The organism is Pantoea sp. B9002 (assembly GCF_013385945.1).
GTDB lineage: Bacteria > Pseudomonadota > Gammaproteobacteria > Enterobacterales > Enterobacteriaceae > Pantoea.
In genome coordinates this window covers 21,892-38,915 of sequence record NZ_JACAPA010000033.1, presented here as the reverse complement: position 1 = coordinate 38,915, position 17,024 = coordinate 21,892, and the positions used below count along the sequence as shown (strand labels likewise).

Sequence of the window (17,024 nt, the reverse complement as noted above, 5' to 3'; positions counted from 1 at the left end):
GGAGTCTGGTTTGGCAGCCTATTTTCTACGCAGGTTACTGCTGATCATCCCCACGCTGTGGGCGATCATCACCCTGAACTTCTTTATTGTGCAGATTGCGCCGGGCGGCCCGGTGGATCAGGCATTAGCCAACGTGCAGTTTGGTCATAGCACCGGCATTCCAGGCTCAGGCGGCGGCGACAGCGGCGCGCGCGGTGCGCTGATGCGTGACAATCCCGGCGATAGCCAATATCGCGGCGCGCGCGGCCTCGATCCGGAAGTGATCGCGGAGATTAAGCATCGCTATGGCTTCGATAAACCGCTGCTGCAGCGTTACGGTGAAATGCTGTGGAACTACATTCGTTTTGATTTTGGCGACAGCCTGTTCCGCAGCGCATCGGTGCTGCAGCTGATCAAAGAGAGTTTGCCGGTCTCCGTCAGTTTGGGATTGTGGAGCACCTTGATCATTTATCTGGTGTCGATTCCGCTGGGCATCAAAAAAGCGGTGCGTAACGGCAGCGCTTTCGATATCTGGAGCAGCACCTTTATCATCATTGGCTATTCGATCCCGGCATTCCTGTTCGGCATCATGCTGATTGTGCTGTTCGCCGGCGGCAGCTATTTCGACTGGTTCCCGCTGCGCGGCCTGACGTCACCGCAGTTTGATGCGCTGCCGTGGTACAGCAAAATCAGCGATTACCTGTGGCACATCACGCTGCCGGTGCTGGCCACGGTGATTGGCGGTTTCGCCACGCTGACCATGCTGACTAAAAACTCCTTCCTTGATGAGATCCGCAAACAATATGTGGTCACCGCGCGCGCCAAAGGGCTGGATGAGAAGCGCGTGCTGTACGGCCACGTGTTCCGCAACGCCATGCTGCTGGTGATCGCCGGTTTTCCTGCCACCTTTATCAGCATGTTTTTCACCAGCTCGGTGTTAATTGAAGTGATGTTCTCGCTCAATGGTTTGGGCCTGCTCGGCTATGACGCCACTATTCAGCGCGACTATCCGGTGATGTTTGGCACGCTCTACATCTTCACTCTGATTGGCCTGCTGATGAATATTCTCAGCGATCTGACCTATACGCTGGTCGATCCGCGCATTGATTTTGAGGGACGCTGATGCGCTTATCTCCGGTTAACCAGCAGCGCTGGCAGCGTTTTCGCCATAACCGACGTGGTTACTGGTCGCTGTGGATTTTCCTGATCATTTTTGTCCTGTCGCTAGGCGCTGAGCTGCTGGCTAACGACAAACCGCTGCTGGTGCATTATCAGCAACGCTGGTACGTGCCGCTGCTGTTCAACTACAGCGAAAGTGATTACGGCGGCGATTTTTCCACACCCGCTGATTATCAGGATCCCTGGCTGAAGCAGCGCATCGAACAACAAGGTTGGGCGATCTGGGCACCGATTCGCTTCAGCGACAGCACCATCAACTTCGCCACCGATGTGCCCTTCCCTTCGCCGCCTTCGGCACAAAACTGGCTCGGCACCGATGCTAACGGTGGCGATGTGCTGGCACGCTTGCTGTATGGCACGCGCATCTCATTACTGTTTGGCATCATGCTGACGCTGTTCTCCAGCGTGATTGGCATCGTGGTCGGCGCGGTGCAAGGTTACTTTGGCGGCCGCATCGATTTGGTGGGTCAACGCCTGATTGAGGTGTGGTCCGGCATGCCGTCGCTGTTCCTGCTGATTCTGCTCTCCAGCGTGATTCAACCCGGCTTCTGGTGGCTGCTGCTGGTCACGGTGGTGTTTGGCTGGATGAGCCTGGTGAGCGTGGTGCGCGCCGAATTCCTGCGCGCACGTAACTACGATTACATCCGTGCGGCGCGCGCGCTCGGCGTCAGCGACAGACGCATTATGCTGCGCCACATGCTGCCCAACGCCATGGTCGCCACGCTGACGTTTTTGCCGTTTATCCTGTGCGGCTCCATCACCACGCTAACTTCGCTGGACTTCCTGGGTTTTGGTTTGCCAGTGGGATCGCCCTCGCTTGGCGAGCTGCTGCTACAGGGCAAAAACAATTTACAGGCGCCGTGGCTGGGACTGGCGGGCTTCTTTGCCCTCGCCCTGCTGCTGTCGTTACTGATCTTTATCGGCGAAGCGGTACGCGATGCCTTTGACCCGAGCCGAGGACGCTAAATGAGCCTGTTAACGGTGAATCATCTGGCGGTGGCCTTTCAGGATCGCCGCGTGGTGGAAGACATTTCGCTGCAGATTGATGCCGGCGAAACGCTGGCGCTGGTGGGCGAATCCGGTTCCGGTAAAAGCGTGACTGCGCTGTCGATCATGCGCTTATTGCCGCAGCCGCCGGTCAACTATCCGCAAGGCGAAATCCTGTTTAACGGCCAGAATATTTTGCAGGCCAGCGAACGCACCTTGCGCGGGCTGCGTGGCAACCAGATGGCGATGATTTTTCAGGAGCCGATGGTGTCGCTCAATCCGCTGCATAACGTGGAGAAGCAGCTGTATGAAGTGCTGTCGGTGCATCGCGGCATGCGGCGCGAAGCCGCACGTGGCGAAATGCTGAGCTGCCTGGATCGCGTCGGCATTCGCCATGCGGCATCGCGTTTGCAGGATTTTCCGCACCAGCTTTCCGGTGGTGAGCGCCAACGCGTGATGATCGCCATGGCGCTGCTAACCCAGCCGAAGCTGCTGATCGCCGATGAACCCACCACCGCGCTGGATGTGACGGTTCAGGCGCAGATTCTGCAACTGCTTCGCGAACTGCAGCGTGAACTCAATATGGGCATGTTGTTCATCACCCATAACCTTAATATCGTGCGTCAGCTGGCGCACAGCGTCACGGTGATGCGCAATGGCCGCGCTGTGGAACACAATCGCTGCGATATGCTGTTCAGCCAGCCGCAGCAGCCCTATACGCGCGAACTGATCGCCGCCGAGCCGGATGGCGAACCGGTGCCGCTGCTGGATGCGCAACCGCTGTTGCAGGTGAAAAACCTGCAGGTTGGTTTCCCGATCCGGCGGGGATTGCTGCGTCGCACCGTGGCAGAGAAGATGGCGCTGAAGGATCTTAGCTTTACCCTGCGGCGTGGCGAAAGCCTCGGACTGGTGGGCGAATCGGGTTCGGGCAAGAGTACAACGGGCCTGGCGCTGCTGCGTTTAATTAGCGCGCGCGGTGAAATCTGGTTTGACGATCAGCCGCTGCATCAGCTGTCGCCAAAGCAGTTATTGCCGCTGCGCCAGCGCATTCAGGTGGTGTTTCAGGATCCCAATTCGTCACTCAATCCGCGCATGACGGTGCAACAGGTGATTGCGGAAGGTTTAGCGGTGCATCGCCCGGAACTGAGCAGTGCGGAGCAGGAAGCCAAAGTGATTGCGGTGATGCAGGAAGTGGGACTCGATGCCGACAGCCGTTCACGCTATCCGGCGGAGTTTTCAGGCGGTCAGCGCCAGCGCATCGCGATCGCCCGCGCGTTGATCCTTGAGCCGCAGCTGATTGTGCTGGATGAACCTACCTCGTCACTGGACCGCTCGGTGCAGAAGCAAATTCTCACCTTACTGCGCCGTTTGCAGCAGCAGCATCAGCTCGCCTATCTGTTTATCAGCCATGATTTGCAGGTGGTGCGCGCGCTCTGTCATCAGCTGATTGTCCTGCGTCAGGGCGAAGTGGTGGAGCAAGGTGATTGCGAAGCGCTGTTTAACGCACCAGCAGCCGATTACACGCGGCAGCTGCTGGCGTCTGCGCAGGGAAAAGATTTGAGTCAGTGACCATCAAAGGTTTCGGCGATAGCGACACCCTGATTTTTCAGGCAACAGTTGGTCGCGCTTTCGTCATCACGTTGAATCAGCAGGCAAGGCTGCCCTTCGCACTCGGCGATTTTGCACTCGACCTGAATCTGCGCCAGCGTGTCTTTCAGCTGGTGCAGAATCTCCAGCGCCGGATGACCATCGTGACTCAGCAAGCGCAGCACCACTAAATCTTCGGCATGCACGCCATTCGCCGCTTCCTGACGCTCAATTTCACCCGCATGTTCCAGCGACCAGCGATAATGTTGTGGCAAGCGATGCACAACGGAAAGTTGCAGCATAGTTATACGGCCCCCAGAGACGTTAACTTTATTCACGACGACGGCACAACGTGGTGAATCCCAACCTGGTTAGCTCAGAATACCAATTCAATCTGCCTTCTCGTTTTAAGCACAAAGCGTGTAGCCAATTTATAATTTGCGAGGCTTCTCACATTTATGCCTATGTTTACCGTGTTCGGCTGCGGTTAACAATCATTTTAGACGCATTATCGTTACTTTTTTATCTCTAAATTTTCACATAATGGAAACATTAAGCATAACGAATGAATGGGGATTAGCGAGTGAGGGAAGAGATTTAATCGATGCCAGGTCGCCATTCATGGCGTAATGCTCGTCAGTTAAGACATAAAAAAACCCTAATTACCGAGAGCACACATTGTAGCGGCGCAATTCATTGCGCGATAAATCGCGCCGCTACGGAAGGTGCGGTGATTTGATACGGCGCTTAACTGATCGGCATTACGCCATAAATGGCGACCCTAGGTTAATTAAAAAACTCACGCAACGCATCTGCCAGCGCCTGCGGTTGCTCATCTGGGATGAAGTGACCGCAGTGCGCGATTTTAATTCCCGTCACATCCGCTGCGAACTCGCGCAACGGCAATGCCATATCCGGAATCGAACCCTGATCGGCGCTGATCGCCACTAACGGCAAGGCTAATTTGCCGCGCTCTTTTAGCAACGCACGGTTTTGAGCCGCCGAAACCGTCACTTCACGATAAGTCGCCATTCCCGCGCGTATCGCGCCCTTCTGCTGGAGCAAACGGGTATATTCCGCCATATCTTCATCGCCAAACACCATTGGGCTGGCCGCTTTGCGTTTCAGGAACCATTCAAGATAGATCGCTTCGCGCCCTTCTATCAGCGCCTCCGGTAAATCCGGTAATAAATGAAACGCGAAGTGCCAGGTTTTCCAGGCTTTATCCGGCGTCGCGGGCAGCGATTCCGGTAAAGTGACGCCAGGAATACCGGCATCGAGCAGCGCCAGCTTTTTCACCTGATCGCTAAACAGCGTGGCATACGGCCAGGCAACCCACGCGCCGACATCGTGCGCGGCGAGGTAATAGCTTTCATGACCTAACTGCTGCATCAAGCCCTGCACTTTCTGCGCCAGCGCTGTGGTGTCGTAGCCGCTGAGCGGTTTGTCTGAATCGCCCTGGCCGGGTAAATCTGGCGCGATAATAAAATAGCGATCGCCCAGCAGCGCCATCACCTGACGCCAGGCGAACCAGCTTTGCGGAAATCCCGCCAGCAGCAGCAAAGTTTCCCCATTTGGATTGCCGCCGCTGACGTAGTGCAAACGCACGCCGTCCACCGTGGCGTAATGATGGGAAAATCCGTCTAACTGGTTGAATGGCTGGGTCGAGCCCGGCGCGTACTTGATAACTGATGCTGACATTTTCGCTCTCCATATATTTAGGAAATGATCAATTCCTAAATACTACATGATGATCACAATAGAAGAAAAAGTTTTTGCAAAGCGACATTGGTCGCCATTAATGGCGGCCCGAGTGCACGAGTTGTTTGCTATTCTGAGCGCGACTCTTTCTTAACAATTGTGAAACTTATGCGAACATCGGATTTGTTGCGGCTGCTGTTTTTAGCGGCGATTTGGGGTGCCAGTTTTCTGTTTATGCGCATTGCGGTACCGGCGCTGGGCGTGGTGAACACCGCGTTTTTACGCGTGTTTTGCGGCATGTTGGGTTTACTGATCATCATGGCGGTGATGCGCATTCCACGCCGCTTTGAGGGCAAACTAGGTTGGGCAATGCTGCTGGGCGTTATCAACTCAGCGATTCCGTTCCTGATGTATTGTCTGGCGGCGCGCGTGCTGCCTGCGGGCTATTCGGCGATTCTCAACGCCACCACACCGTTAATGGGCGTGATCATTGGCGCGGCGTTTTTCGATGACCGACTGACGATCAACAAAGTTCTCGGCATGATCGCCGGATTTAGCGGCATCATTGTCATCAGCACCACCGGCGAAGCGCATCTGAGCAGCACCTTAATCGGAGGGATTTTGGCTTGCCTGGTCGCCACCGCCTGTTATGGATTTGCCGGTTTCCTGACCAAGCGCTGGATTGGGGCACGCGGCGGACTGGATGCCACCAAAGTTGCTTTTGGCAGTCAACTCGGCGCATCGCTGTTTTTACTGCCGGTTTTTGCCTTTAGCGCACCGCAAACGCCCGCCAGCAGCTGGCAAATCCCGGAAGTGTGGGCTTCTATTTTGGCGATTGGCTTTATCTGTACCGCGCTGGCCTACATTATTTATTTCCGGCTGCTGGCGGATATTGGCCCGCTGCGCACGCTGACCGTCACCTTTATGATCCCGCCATTTGGGATTTTATGGGGCTGGTTAGTGCTGGGCGAGCAGATCAATCAAGGCTTTATCGGCGGTTCGTTGCTGATTGTCTGCGCGGTGTGGCTGGTGACCAGCAACGGCTTCGGCAAACGCGCCGCTATAAACAGCAGCGCCAGCAAATAGCGTTTAATGCCGATCAGTTAAGCACTGAATCACATCACGGCACATTTCGTAGCGGCGCGATTTATCGCGCAATGAATTGCGCCGCTACGATTTGTGCGCGCAGTAATTTATGTGTTTATCTCTCAACGGACAAACATTACTGCAACTAACGTTACTTTTTACCGGATGGCTTCAGCGATCGATTGAGATCCTGAATACGCTTCATGGTTTTTACCGTACGCGATGAGGTCGCGGAAGCCACCGACAAAATCAACATCTCCAGACACACCAACACCGTTCCGTGCAGCGGCATGCGACCATTCTCGCCGCCGCGCGGCACGTTGATAATCACATCCGCCTGTTTAGCGAAAGCCGAATCCAGAGCGTTGGTGAGTAAAACCACCGGCATGCCGAGACGCTTCGCCTCTTTCAGTGCGGTGATGCCTTCCCGATGCGCCGATTTCTGCGCCATCATAATCAGCACATCGCCGCGTTGCAGCGTGATCAACTGTTCCGCCAGCGCGATGCCAGAGCGATTGAGCGTCACCGCCGGAATACCAATGCGCGTGAACAGACGCGCGCTGTAATCCGCCAAAATCCCGGACGCATTGATGCCAAACAGCGCCACCTGACGCGCGTCAATCAAGTGCGTCACCGCTTTGGCGACGGCTTCACGATTGTGCGATTCGGACAGCGCATCGCAGGCACGTTTATGGCCGCTCAACACAAAATCGATGCCCGAATTGATATCGCACGACAGTTCGCTGACGGTGGCGCTCATCTTCTCTTCAGAGTTCATCGCCGGGCCAAACCAGGCGTTCAACGTGGTTTTCAAATCCCTTAAACCGGCAAAACCTAACGCCTGCACCGCGCGCACCACGGTGGCATCCGAGGTGTTAGTGGCGTCAGCAATTTCCAGCGCCGTAGCATCCAACACCACCTCGCGATGCTCATGGATGTAGCGCGCCACCGCTTGCAGACTGGATGATAATGTCGGCGCGCGTGACCGATAACGTTCTCCCAGAACATCCACACGACTTTTAATGCTATTTCGACTCATCTGCTGATTGCTCTTTAAAGAGTGAGAGTATTACTAAAGGTTTGTAGTGAATGACCCACTTACTACTTAGCTTATAAGCTGTAACCCAATGAATTTATATTAATAAAAATGTAACGGATTCGTAATCATTTCCATTTACTACTACATTACATCATGGTTGAATGATTCTCAATTGCATTGCACCAGGTTAATGATCAATGAATAACAACAAGCCGTCTGCTTTTAAAACTCAACGCCATCCCGCCATTCTGGCTGCGATTTACGGCGTCAGCATCTTTGGTTCCGCCAGCAGTTTTGCCGCTGAGGAGAGCAACACGCTCACCGTCTCGGCGCAGGAAGATAACGCACAAGGTTACAACGTCACCAATAGTTCGGTCGGCGGTAAAACCTCCACGCCGCGAATTAACCAGGCGCAGTCGGTCAGCGTGGTTACGCAGCAGCAGCTGGAGGATTATCAGGCATCGAGCCTTGCCGATGCGATGCGCTTTGTCAGCGGCGTCACGGAAGGCAACACGCTGGCCGGCACCGAAGATGGCTTCTTGCGTCGCGGCTTTGGCAGCAATTCGGATGGATCGATCTATCGCGACGGCGTGCGCAGCAGCCAGGGTTTGAACTTTGATGCCACCACCGAGCGTGTTGAGGTGCTGAAAGGCTCCGCATCGTTGCTGTACGGCATCCAGAATCCGGGTGGCATAATCAATGTGATAAGCAAAAAGCCGCAGTATGAGTGGCACAGCAAAGTCAGCGGCCGAACCTCGAGTGAAGGCGGCGGCGCGGGCACCGTGGATGTCACCGGACCGCTCGGCAACGGCTTCGCCTTCCGCCTGATCGCGGAAAAACAGAATCAGGATTACTGGCGCAATTTTGGCAGTGAAAAGCACACGCTGATCGCGCCCTCGCTGCAGTGGTTTGGTGAGCAAGCCAGCTTCCTGATTAGCTATTCAGATTATCAGTACGACATTCCTTACGATCGCGGCACCGCATTCATCAACGGTAAACCGCTGGATATTGGCTACAAAGATCGTCTGGATGACAAAGCCAACCACGCGTGGGGCCACAACAAAACCCTCAACGCCCATTATGACTGGCAGTTTAATGATGACTGGAGCACGCGCGTCACGCTCGGCTGGAACCAGCGTCAATACGATAACAATGAAGTGCGCGTCACGGCGGTCAATCCCACCAGCGGCGTGGTGACGCGTCGCGCCGATGCTAATCGCGGTTTCAACCACAAAACCAAATACGTTTCCTGGGACGTGATCGGCTCACAGCACGTGTTGGGAATGACGCACGATCTGGTGCTGGGCACCGATTATGAGATGATCCAAACCTATCGCGCGCATCAGTATCAGGGCAAAGCCAACAACGGTTTCAACTTCACCGATCCGCAGTACGATATTTTGTCGCCGATTACCAATAGCAGCACTGAAAACAGTGCCAACGCCAACAACCTTAACCGTACGCACAGCCGTTCAATTTATGCCAAAGACAGCATCAGCCTGACGGAAAACTGGATTGCGGTGCTCGGCGGACGCTATCAGCATTACGAGCAGCGCGCCTCGAAAGGCTTCGATCCGGTGGTGCAAACGCTGGACAGCGAAGGCAACAAATTCCTGCCGCAGGCCGGTTTGATCTACAAAGTGACGCCGGACGTTTCGCTCTACACCAGCGTCAGTAAATCCTTCACGCCATCGACCGATGTTGATGATGATGGCAACGTCGGTAAACCGGAGCAAGGCACCACATGGGAAGTGGGCAGCAAGTGGCAGATTTCACCGAAGCTGTTTGCCAGCGTCGCGCTGTATCGCATCAACGAGCGCGATATGTCGCTAAGCATTAACGGCACCACGCGCGCCATCAATAAAGCGCGCTCCAGCGGCGCGGAATTTGAGTTGAATGGCGAAGTGCTGCCGGGCTGGGATCTCAGCGCCAACTACAGCTATGACAAAGCTGAGATCGTGGATGACGGCGTGAACGCGTCTAATAACGGCAATCGACTGCAAAATGCGCCGCGCCACGCTGGCGCACTTTATCTGAGCCATAATCTGGCGATCTCCGGCATTCCGGGCGATTTCCGCGTGGGCGGCGGCGCGCGCTATGTGGGAACGCGCGCCGGCGATCCGGAAAACAGCTTTACCCTGCCCGATTATGTGGTGGCGGACAGCTTTATCGCCTGGAACAATCAGCTGTTTGGCGAGAAAACCCAGTTAAAGCTCAACCTGAATAACCTGTTCAACAAACACTATTACACCTCCAGCGGCGGCAATCTGCGCGTGCGTGAAGGAGAAACCCGCAACCTGATGCTCGAGGCCAGCGTTGAATTCTGATTCGATATTTGATCAAGGCGCACCACGTGCGCCTTCCCTGCTCGGCCCGATGTTGGTGGTACTGGCCTGTTTTCTGCTGGTGCTCAGCAGCGCGGCGTGGGCGAAAATCATCACCGATATCGACGGCAATCGTGTTGAGATCCCCGATCGTCCGCAGCGTATCGTGCTGGGTGAAAGCCGCATGCTGTATACGCTAGCATTGCTGGTGCCGGGCGATCCGTTTCAGCATATTGTGGCGTGGCCGCAGGATCTGAAGAAGTACGACAGCCAAACCTGGAACAGTTTTGCCCGTCAGTTTCCCCAGATGCTGAAAATCCCGTCGCTCGGTGCCGGCGGCCCGAACGCCATCAATCCCGAGCAGATTCTGGCGCTGAAACCGGACGTGGTGATTCTGCCGAGCCTGGCGCGCTACGATGATGCCGACCTGCGCTTAGTCACCATGCTGAAAGCGGCGCATATTCCAGTGGTGAAGATCGATCTGCGCGTGCATCTGCTGAAAAACACCCGCCGCAGCGTGGAGATATTTGGCGAAGTGCTGAATCAGCAAGCGCGGGCAGAAGCGTTTAATCGTTTCTACCAGCAGCATATGCAGGTGATTCATGACCGGTTAGCCAGCTATCAGGGCGCAAAACCGTCGGTGCTGCTGCAACTGCATCTCGGACGTCGTAACGAATGCTGCGTGACGGCGATCAACGGCAGCCTCGGCGAATTACTCAACGCGGCGGGCGGCGACAATATCGCCAATAAAACCCAGCGCGGCGTGTTTGGTCGCCTGAGTGAAGAGAGCGTGATCGCCGCGCAGCCGCAGTACTATTTCGCTACCGGATTTGGCGATAACGCCTCGCAGGGCTTACTGAAATTAGGGCCAGACGTGGCACCCGAAACCGTGCTGACTAGTTTCAAACAGCTCACCGCGCAGCAAAACGGTTTACGTGAATTATCGGCATTGAAAAATGGTCACTCGGCGGTGATCTGGATGAACTTCTACCTCAGCCCGTGGCACATTGCGGCAACAGAATTTATGGCTAAGACACTCTATCCACAGCTGTTTGCGGATCTGCAACCTGAGCAGACCTTGCAGCAGATTTTCCATGATTTCTTACCGATTCCCTACAGCGGCACTTATTTTATTAACATCCCGCCAGTGAGCGATAAATAATCACTTCCGCTCCGCTTGTGATTAATCTGAACCTCGCTAATCTTAAATTTGCAGCACGGGCATGGCGTTGAAGCATTTATTTCCGCCATGCAACAACAACTCACGAGAGGATGTTTTATGGCTGAGCATAGAGGCGGTTCCGGTAATTTTGCTGACGATAAAAAGAAAGCATCAGATGCCGGTAAAAAAGGCGGAGAAAAAAGCGGCGGTAGTTTCAAAGACGACCCCGCAAAAGCCTCAGAAGCAGGTAAGAAAGGCGGTAAGAAGTAGTTAACCACGCTGTAAATAGCACACAGCACCTTGGAAACCCGCCAGGGCACGGACGCCCTAAACATTATCCCCCTCCCGCATTATCATCCTGAAAAAACCTGTTAATTACCTTACGTAACTGCCGGCCAATTTTAAGCCCTTCTGTTTACCGTTTCGTCTTAATAAATCTGATTGCTCACTTTCTAACGTGACAAATATCACATTTATGCCAGGCTTAATTTATTCACCTCATGCGACAAGGAGATATATATGACGACGCAAACCACCAATAAAACCCTAATTACTGAAACGTATCCGGTTCCGCCTTTTAAAAAGCAGACGCAACCGATGCCGGGTTTGGCGAGCAAAATGGATCCCCGTCCCGATCATGGTGAAACCAGCTATCGTGGCACCGGCAGATTGACCGGTCGTAAAGCCCTGATTACCGGCGGCGATTCCGGTATTGGCCGCGCCGTTGCCATCGCTTATGCCCGCGAAGGTGCTGATGTGGCGATCAACTTCCTGCCGGAAGAAGAAGCCGATGCGGCAGAAGTGGTGAAACTGATTGAAGCCGAAGGCCGCAAAGCGGTGGCGATTCCGGGTGATATTCGTTCGGAAGAGTTCTGTCAGAAGCTGGTGGATCAGGCCGCTGAACAGTTAGGCGGATTGGATATTCTGGTGAATAACGCCGGACGTCAGCAGTTTAATGAATCCATCCTGACACTTTCCACTGAAGACTTTGACGCCACCTTTAAGACCAACGTTTATGCGATGTTCTGGATTACCAAAGCGGCACTGAAATATCTGCCCGCTGGTTCGTCCATCATCAACACCTCTTCAGTTCAAGCGTACCAGCCGAGTGCGATTCTGCTGGATTATGCGCAGACCAAAGCTTCGATTGTCGCGTTCACCAAAGCGCTGGCGAAACAGCTGGGTGAAAAGCAGATTCGCGTCAATGCGGTAGCGCCCGGCCCATACTGGACCGCGCTGCAGGTGAGCGGCGGACAACCGCAAGAGAAAGTGGAGAAGTTCGGTGAATCGGCACCGCTGGGCCGTCCGGGACAACCGGCAGAAATCGCCCCGCTGTACGTGACTTTCGCCGATGTGAAAAACAGCTTCACCTCCGGCCAGGTGTGGTGCTCTGACGGCGGTACCGGCACACTGTAATCGTACGGTCGGTCGCCATAAATGGCGACCCTACGGTGATTTGTAGATGTAGGGTCGCCATTCATGGCGACCTTTTTACCCCGTTCAATCGCCCCGGAAACACGTCCCTCAACCACTCAATAAACACTCGCAACCGCTGCGTCAGATGGCGATTCTGCGGATACACCACATGAAACGGATAATTCCCCGGACGCCACGCCGCCAAAATCTCGACCAACTTCCCCGCCTGTAAATCTGCCGCCGCTGCGTAGCGGAAGGTCTGAATAATCCCTAATCCGGCAACCGCTGCCGCCAGATGCGCGTTGCTCTCATTGACGCCAATCCGATGCTCACTCTTAATCTCAAGCTGCTCCTCGCCCTGGGTAAAACGAAACGGAAATGCCCTGCCGCTCTGCGGTGATAAATAGCTCACCATGCGATGACCATTTTTCAGCTCCTGCGGATAAGCCGGCACGCCATAGGTTTTCAGATATCCCGGCGCGGCGCAGGTAATCATCTCCGCATCCCCCAAATGACGCGCCACCAGCGAAGAATCGCTGAGCGGGCCGCCGCGAATCACGCAATCCACGTTACCACTGATCAAATCCACCGCGCGATCGGCAACGCCAAGATCGATACGAATGTCAGGATAGTGGGCAATGAAATCGGGCAGCGCCGGAATTAACACATCGCGTGCGGTTGAGCCGCCAATATCAATACGTAGATAGCCGCCAGGTTTGGCGCTCTCCGCATTGAACGAGCGATCGATATCTTCCAAATCACGCACGATGCGCAACGCTTTTTCATAATAATCGCGCCCTTCCGGCGTCACCGTGACGCGCCGCGTGGTGCGTTGCAGCAAGCGGATGCCGAGATGCGCTTCCAGTTCCTGCACCAGTTTGCTCAGCGTGGCGTTGGGCATATCGAGCGAATCCGCCGCACGCGTAAAGTTGCCCGCTTCGACAACGCGCGCAAAGGCCTTTATCGCCATTAACTGATCCATACTGTGTTCCGCCGCCTTTAATTATACACACACAGGAATAGTCATTTCGATTTTACACCATTTATCAGCAAAGACCGTGACGATAGATTGCTTCTCATGCACTGCAACGCAGTCATCAAAACCTCATCACACATTGGAGAAGCAAACATGAACGCACTCAACGGTAAAATCGCATTGGTAACCGGCGGCACAACTGGCATTGGCCTGGCATCCGCGCAGGAGTTGGCGGCACAAGGCGCTCGGGTGTTTATCACCGGTCGTCGTCAGGCGGAACTTGATGCGGCAGTCGCCAGCATCGGTGCCAGCGCTAGCGGCATTCGCGCTGACGCTTCGGTGCTGAGCGACCTCGACAACGTTTACGCAGAGATCGCCAAACAAGCGGGCCGCCTCGATATCCTGTTCGCTAACGCCGGTGGCGGCGACATGCTGCCGCTCGGTGCCATCACCGAAGAGCATTTTGACCGCATCTTTGGCACCAACGTGCGCGGCGTGCTGTTCACCGTGCAGAAAGCGCTGCCACTGCTCAGTGACAACGCCTCGGTGATCCTCACCTCGTCCACCACATCAGTTCAGGGCACCGCCGGATTCAGCGTGTATAGCGCCAGTAAAGCCGCGGTACGTAACTTTGCCCGCTCGTGGGCGCTGGATGTAAAAGATCGCGGTATTCGCGTCAACGTGGTGAGTCCCGGCCCGGTGCGCACGCCAGGTTTAGGCGATTTAGTACCAGAAGATCAGCGTCAGGGATTGTTTGATGCGCTGGCGGCGCAGGTGCCGTTAGGTCGTCTTGGCGAACCCGGCGAGATTGGCAAAGTGGTGGCGTTTTTAGCGTCCGATGCATCCAGCTTTATCAATGCCGCCGAACTGTTTGTGGATGGCGGTATGGCGCAGGTCTGATAGCTATTTCGTAGGGTCGCCATTTATGGCGACCACTCTCAGCCCGCACCAGGATCCGCCTCCACATACAAATAACCAATCCCCAGCACCTGCCGCGCCCGATCCAACTGACCAAAATGCACATTAGTGCCTTTGCTTTTCAACGCATCACGCGGATCGAACGGATTGAAATCGATCTGCCGCACAATGGTCTGCAACCAACTGTCACCAAAGGTACAGCTGCGACCATACAACCAAATCTGATTGATATTCAGCGTGTTGAGGAAATTATACAAGCTCATACCAATCGCTTCGGCGGCGCGCTGTGCCCACGCTACGATCCAGGGTTCGCCCGCTTGCCACGATCGCAGTAATTGCTTGCTGCTGGGCTGTAGCGCATCGGGATCGCGCTGATGAGCCACCTGTTTTAAGGTGCTAAGTGAGGCCACTGTTTCCAGACAACCCTGGCGCCCGCAACTGCAACGCTGGCCGTTGGGCTCAATGATGGTGTGACCGATTTGGCCGCTGCCGTACAGATTGCCGCGAAAAATCTCACCGTTAATCACAAATGATGAGCCGATGCCATAATCCACGTTGATTACGCAAAATTCGCTGAGTGCATTTTGATTCAACCACTTCTCGGCCAGCGCCAGCATTACGCAGTCGTTGTCCACGCGCACTTCCACGCCGAGCTTCTCCTCCAGTAGAAATTTCAACTGCAACGGCGTTTTCCACGCGGCCTGCGGCATATGCTGTGATACACCGGTTACCGGATCGACCTGACCGTGTACTGCCAGCGCCAGATTGATGCGTCGCTTCGGCCACTGTTTGCAGGTTTGCCGCCACACCGACTCAATCTCGCTGAGCAATGCTTCCGGCGTTTGCGCTTTGACGGCGACTTGCTGAAATTCTCCCTGCGCCACCAGCTGCGCATCGGCCAGTTGTTGTTCAATGCTGGTCGGCTTGACACATAAACACAGCGTCCAGGCACCGTTGGATGGCAGCTGAAAACTGCCGTAGCTGTTACCGCGTGCGCTCATCAGCGCCTCTGAGTGTTGCAGTTTTCCTTCATCCAGCAGCGCCTGCAAAATTTTACTGGTGGCTGGAATGGTTAAGCCGCTGAGGTGTGCCAATTGAGATTTACTGAGTTGTTTATGCCGCCACATCAGCGACATAAACAACGCCTTATTATGTTTTCGCACCTGCAAATTGTTCAAACCAACCGGCTTCATTTTCTCTCCATCACAACAAATTCGCGTCATTTACTAAACAGAGTTTACTGTCTTTTGTGATGGTCTCGCCATCCTCTTCACAACCCTTGCTCTAAAGTTCGTGCTCATCCCAATAACAAAAAAATCTCCTCACCTCTCAAGAGACATTGAACATGACAACATCACCTGCAAACCATCCGTGGCTGATTCGCCTCGGCATTCCACCCGCGCTGGCATGGGGCTACGTCGCTGTATTGCTGTTTATGATTGGCGATGGCGTGGAGTCGAACTATCTCGCGCCTTATCTGCATGAAAATGGTTTCTCACTCAATATCGCGGCGGCGGTGATCGCCTTCTACGGCGTCACCGTTACGCTCGGTTCGTGGCTGGCCGGTTCACTCTCCACACTAATTGGCCCACGCAAAGTGATGCTGGCAGGCGGTGTGATCTGGATTGTGTTTGAAGTGCTGTTCCTCGCCATCGCCTTACCTTCCCATAGCGTGGCCTTGCTGGCGTTAACTTACGGCTTGCGCGGCGTCGCCTATCCAATGTTTGCCTACGCTTTTCTGGTGTGGATTCAGGCCGCAGCGCCCGCCGATATGCGCGGTTCAGCAACCGGTTGGTTCTGGCTGGCGTTTACCGGCGGCTTGCCCACGCTGGGATCGCTGGTGGCGATCTTCTCAATACAGTTAATTGGTGAATATGCCACGTTCTGGCTTTCGCTTGGGCTGGTTGTGTTGGGGTTGCTGGTCATGGTGGTTGCGCTGAAAGAACGCAGCGGCTATCAGTCGTTGCTCGATGAGCAACACCGTCAGCAGAGCGTTGCGCGCACGCTGATGGGCGGCATCGATATTGTGTGGCGTGAACCGCGCATCGCCGCCGCTGCCGTGGTTCGCATCATCAACACCACGCCTTACTTCGGCTTCTTTATTTTTCTGCCGGGCTTTTTCACCGAGCAGATCGGATTTACGCAAACCGAATATCTCAGCCTGATCACCATCATGGGCTTAGTGGGCATGAGTTTTAATCCGATTGTCGGCAAGCTCAGCGACCGTATCGGCTGGCGCAAAGTGCTGACGGTATTTGGTGGACTTGGCTCCGGCATCTCAATGTTGCTGATGTACTTCGTGCCGCAGTGGAGCCACGGTAGTTTTGTCCTCAGCGTCATCTGTGCCTGTTTATATGGCATCACCTTGTGTGGCTATGTTCCCGCTGCCGCGTTGTTCTCTTCCCTGTGCCAGCCGAAAGATAAAGGCAACGCGATGGCGATTTACTGCTTTGCTGCCGGGCTTTCCACTTTCTTTGGCCCTGCGCTGTACGCCGCCTTCAACGCGCTGTTTGGCACCTCGGGCGTAGTATGGGGTTACGCCGCGTTGTACCTGATCAGCGCCATCGTTTCCTGGTGCTTCCTGCTCAGCCCGCTTGATCCCGGCGAGCAGCATAATCCCGAGGCGCAGCGCCTGCGCCGTTTAGATTCTGTCGTTTCAGAGTAAAGAGA

At 54.9% G+C, this 17,024-nt stretch carries 15 protein-coding genes; 10 read left to right on the top strand and 5 right to left on the bottom strand.

Features of this window, described 5'->3' with window-relative positions:
• The first annotated feature begins 10 nt into the window (after nt 1–10).
• The 3 genes from HX773_RS16065 to yejF are packed head-to-tail and all read left to right on the top strand — an operon-like array spanning nt 11 to nt 3,714.
• Entirely contained in the window at nt 11–1,102 is a 1,092-nt protein-coding gene (locus tag HX773_RS16065; protein WP_176972345.1) for a microcin C ABC transporter permease YejB, read from the top strand.
• Entirely contained in the window at nt 1,102–2,124 is a 1,023-nt protein-coding gene (locus HX773_RS16060; protein ID WP_176972344.1) for an ABC transporter permease, read from the top strand. The genes HX773_RS16065 and HX773_RS16060 overlap by 1 nt, the downstream gene beginning before the upstream one ends.
• Nucleotides 2,125–3,714: a microcin C ABC transporter ATP-binding protein YejF gene (gene yejF / locus HX773_RS16055; RefSeq protein ID WP_176972343.1), complete on the top strand. Its 1,590-nt coding sequence runs from the start codon at nt 2,125–2,127 to the stop codon at nt 3,712–3,714.
• Here the strand turns inward: yejF and HX773_RS16050 are convergent.
• On the bottom strand, nt 3,708–4,034 hold the full coding sequence (locus HX773_RS16050; protein WP_176972342.1) for a hypothetical protein: 327 nt from the start codon (nt 4,032–4,034) through the stop codon (nt 3,708–3,710). The genes yejF and HX773_RS16050 overlap by 7 nt on opposite strands.
• 484 nt (nt 4,035–4,518) lie before the next feature.
• Nucleotides 4,519–5,433 (bottom strand): alpha/beta fold hydrolase, encoded by a 915-nt coding sequence (locus tag HX773_RS16045; protein WP_176972341.1) that lies wholly within the window; start codon nt 5,431–5,433, stop codon nt 4,519–4,521.
• Nucleotides 5,434–5,601: 168 nt separating this feature from the next.
• Here HX773_RS16045 and HX773_RS16040 point away from each other — a divergent pair, with 168 nt between their 5' ends.
• Nucleotides 5,602–6,519, top strand: coding sequence for a DMT family transporter (locus HX773_RS16040; protein WP_176972340.1), 918 nt, complete (start codon nt 5,602–5,604; stop codon nt 6,517–6,519).
• 151 nt (nt 6,520–6,670) lie between these two features.
• Here the strand turns inward: HX773_RS16040 and HX773_RS16035 are convergent, their stop codons facing one another.
• Nucleotides 6,671–7,558: a MurR/RpiR family transcriptional regulator gene (locus HX773_RS16035; RefSeq protein ID WP_176972339.1), complete on the bottom strand. Its 888-nt coding sequence runs from the start codon at nt 7,556–7,558 to the stop codon at nt 6,671–6,673.
• Between the two features lie 197 nt (nt 7,559–7,755).
• Between HX773_RS16035 and HX773_RS16030 the strand changes: the two genes are divergently transcribed.
• The 4 genes from HX773_RS16030 (at nt 7,756) to HX773_RS16015 (ending at nt 12,460) form a co-directional block, all read left to right on the top strand.
• Entirely contained in the window at nt 7,756–9,885 is a 2,130-nt protein-coding gene (locus tag HX773_RS16030; RefSeq protein ID WP_176972338.1) for a TonB-dependent siderophore receptor, read from the top strand.
• A 49-nt stretch (nt 9,886–9,934) separates the two neighbouring features.
• Nucleotides 9,935–11,044, top strand: a complete 1,110-nt coding sequence (locus HX773_RS16025) for an ABC transporter substrate-binding protein (protein ID WP_176972438.1) — start codon at nt 9,935–9,937, stop codon at nt 11,042–11,044.
• Between the two features lie 117 nt (nt 11,045–11,161).
• On the top strand, nt 11,162–11,314 hold the full coding sequence (locus HX773_RS16020) for a KGG domain-containing protein (protein WP_008110189.1): 153 nt from the start codon (nt 11,162–11,164) through the stop codon (nt 11,312–11,314).
• Nucleotides 11,315–11,563: 249 nt separating this feature from the next.
• Nucleotides 11,564–12,460 (top strand): SDR family oxidoreductase, encoded by an 897-nt coding sequence (locus HX773_RS16015; protein ID WP_176972337.1) that lies wholly within the window; start codon nt 11,564–11,566, stop codon nt 12,458–12,460.
• Nucleotides 12,461–12,521: 61 nt separating this feature from the next.
• On the opposite strand, the gene HX773_RS16010 is transcribed toward HX773_RS16015, so the two are convergent.
• Nucleotides 12,522–13,442: a LysR family transcriptional regulator gene (locus HX773_RS16010; RefSeq protein WP_176972336.1), complete on the bottom strand. Its 921-nt coding sequence runs from the start codon at nt 13,440–13,442 to the stop codon at nt 12,522–12,524.
• Between the two features lie 147 nt (nt 13,443–13,589).
• Between HX773_RS16010 and HX773_RS16005 the strand changes: the two genes are divergently transcribed.
• Entirely contained in the window at nt 13,590–14,336 is a 747-nt protein-coding gene (locus HX773_RS16005; protein ID WP_176972335.1) for an SDR family NAD(P)-dependent oxidoreductase, read from the top strand.
• A 38-nt stretch (nt 14,337–14,374) separates the two neighbouring features.
• On the opposite strand, the gene HX773_RS16000 is transcribed toward HX773_RS16005, so the two are convergent.
• The gene (locus HX773_RS16000; RefSeq protein WP_176972334.1) at nt 14,375–15,547 is read right to left on the bottom strand and encodes an ROK family protein; all 1,173 of its coding nucleotides are present in this window, start codon (nt 15,545–15,547) and stop codon (nt 14,375–14,377) included.
• A gap of 152 nt (nt 15,548–15,699) precedes the next feature.
• On the opposite strand from HX773_RS16000, the gene HX773_RS15995 reads away from it, so the two are divergent.
• Nucleotides 15,700–17,019, top strand: a complete 1,320-nt coding sequence (locus HX773_RS15995) for an MFS transporter (protein WP_176972333.1) — start codon at nt 15,700–15,702, stop codon at nt 17,017–17,019.
• The last annotated feature ends 5 nt before the right edge of the window (nt 17,020–17,024 follow it).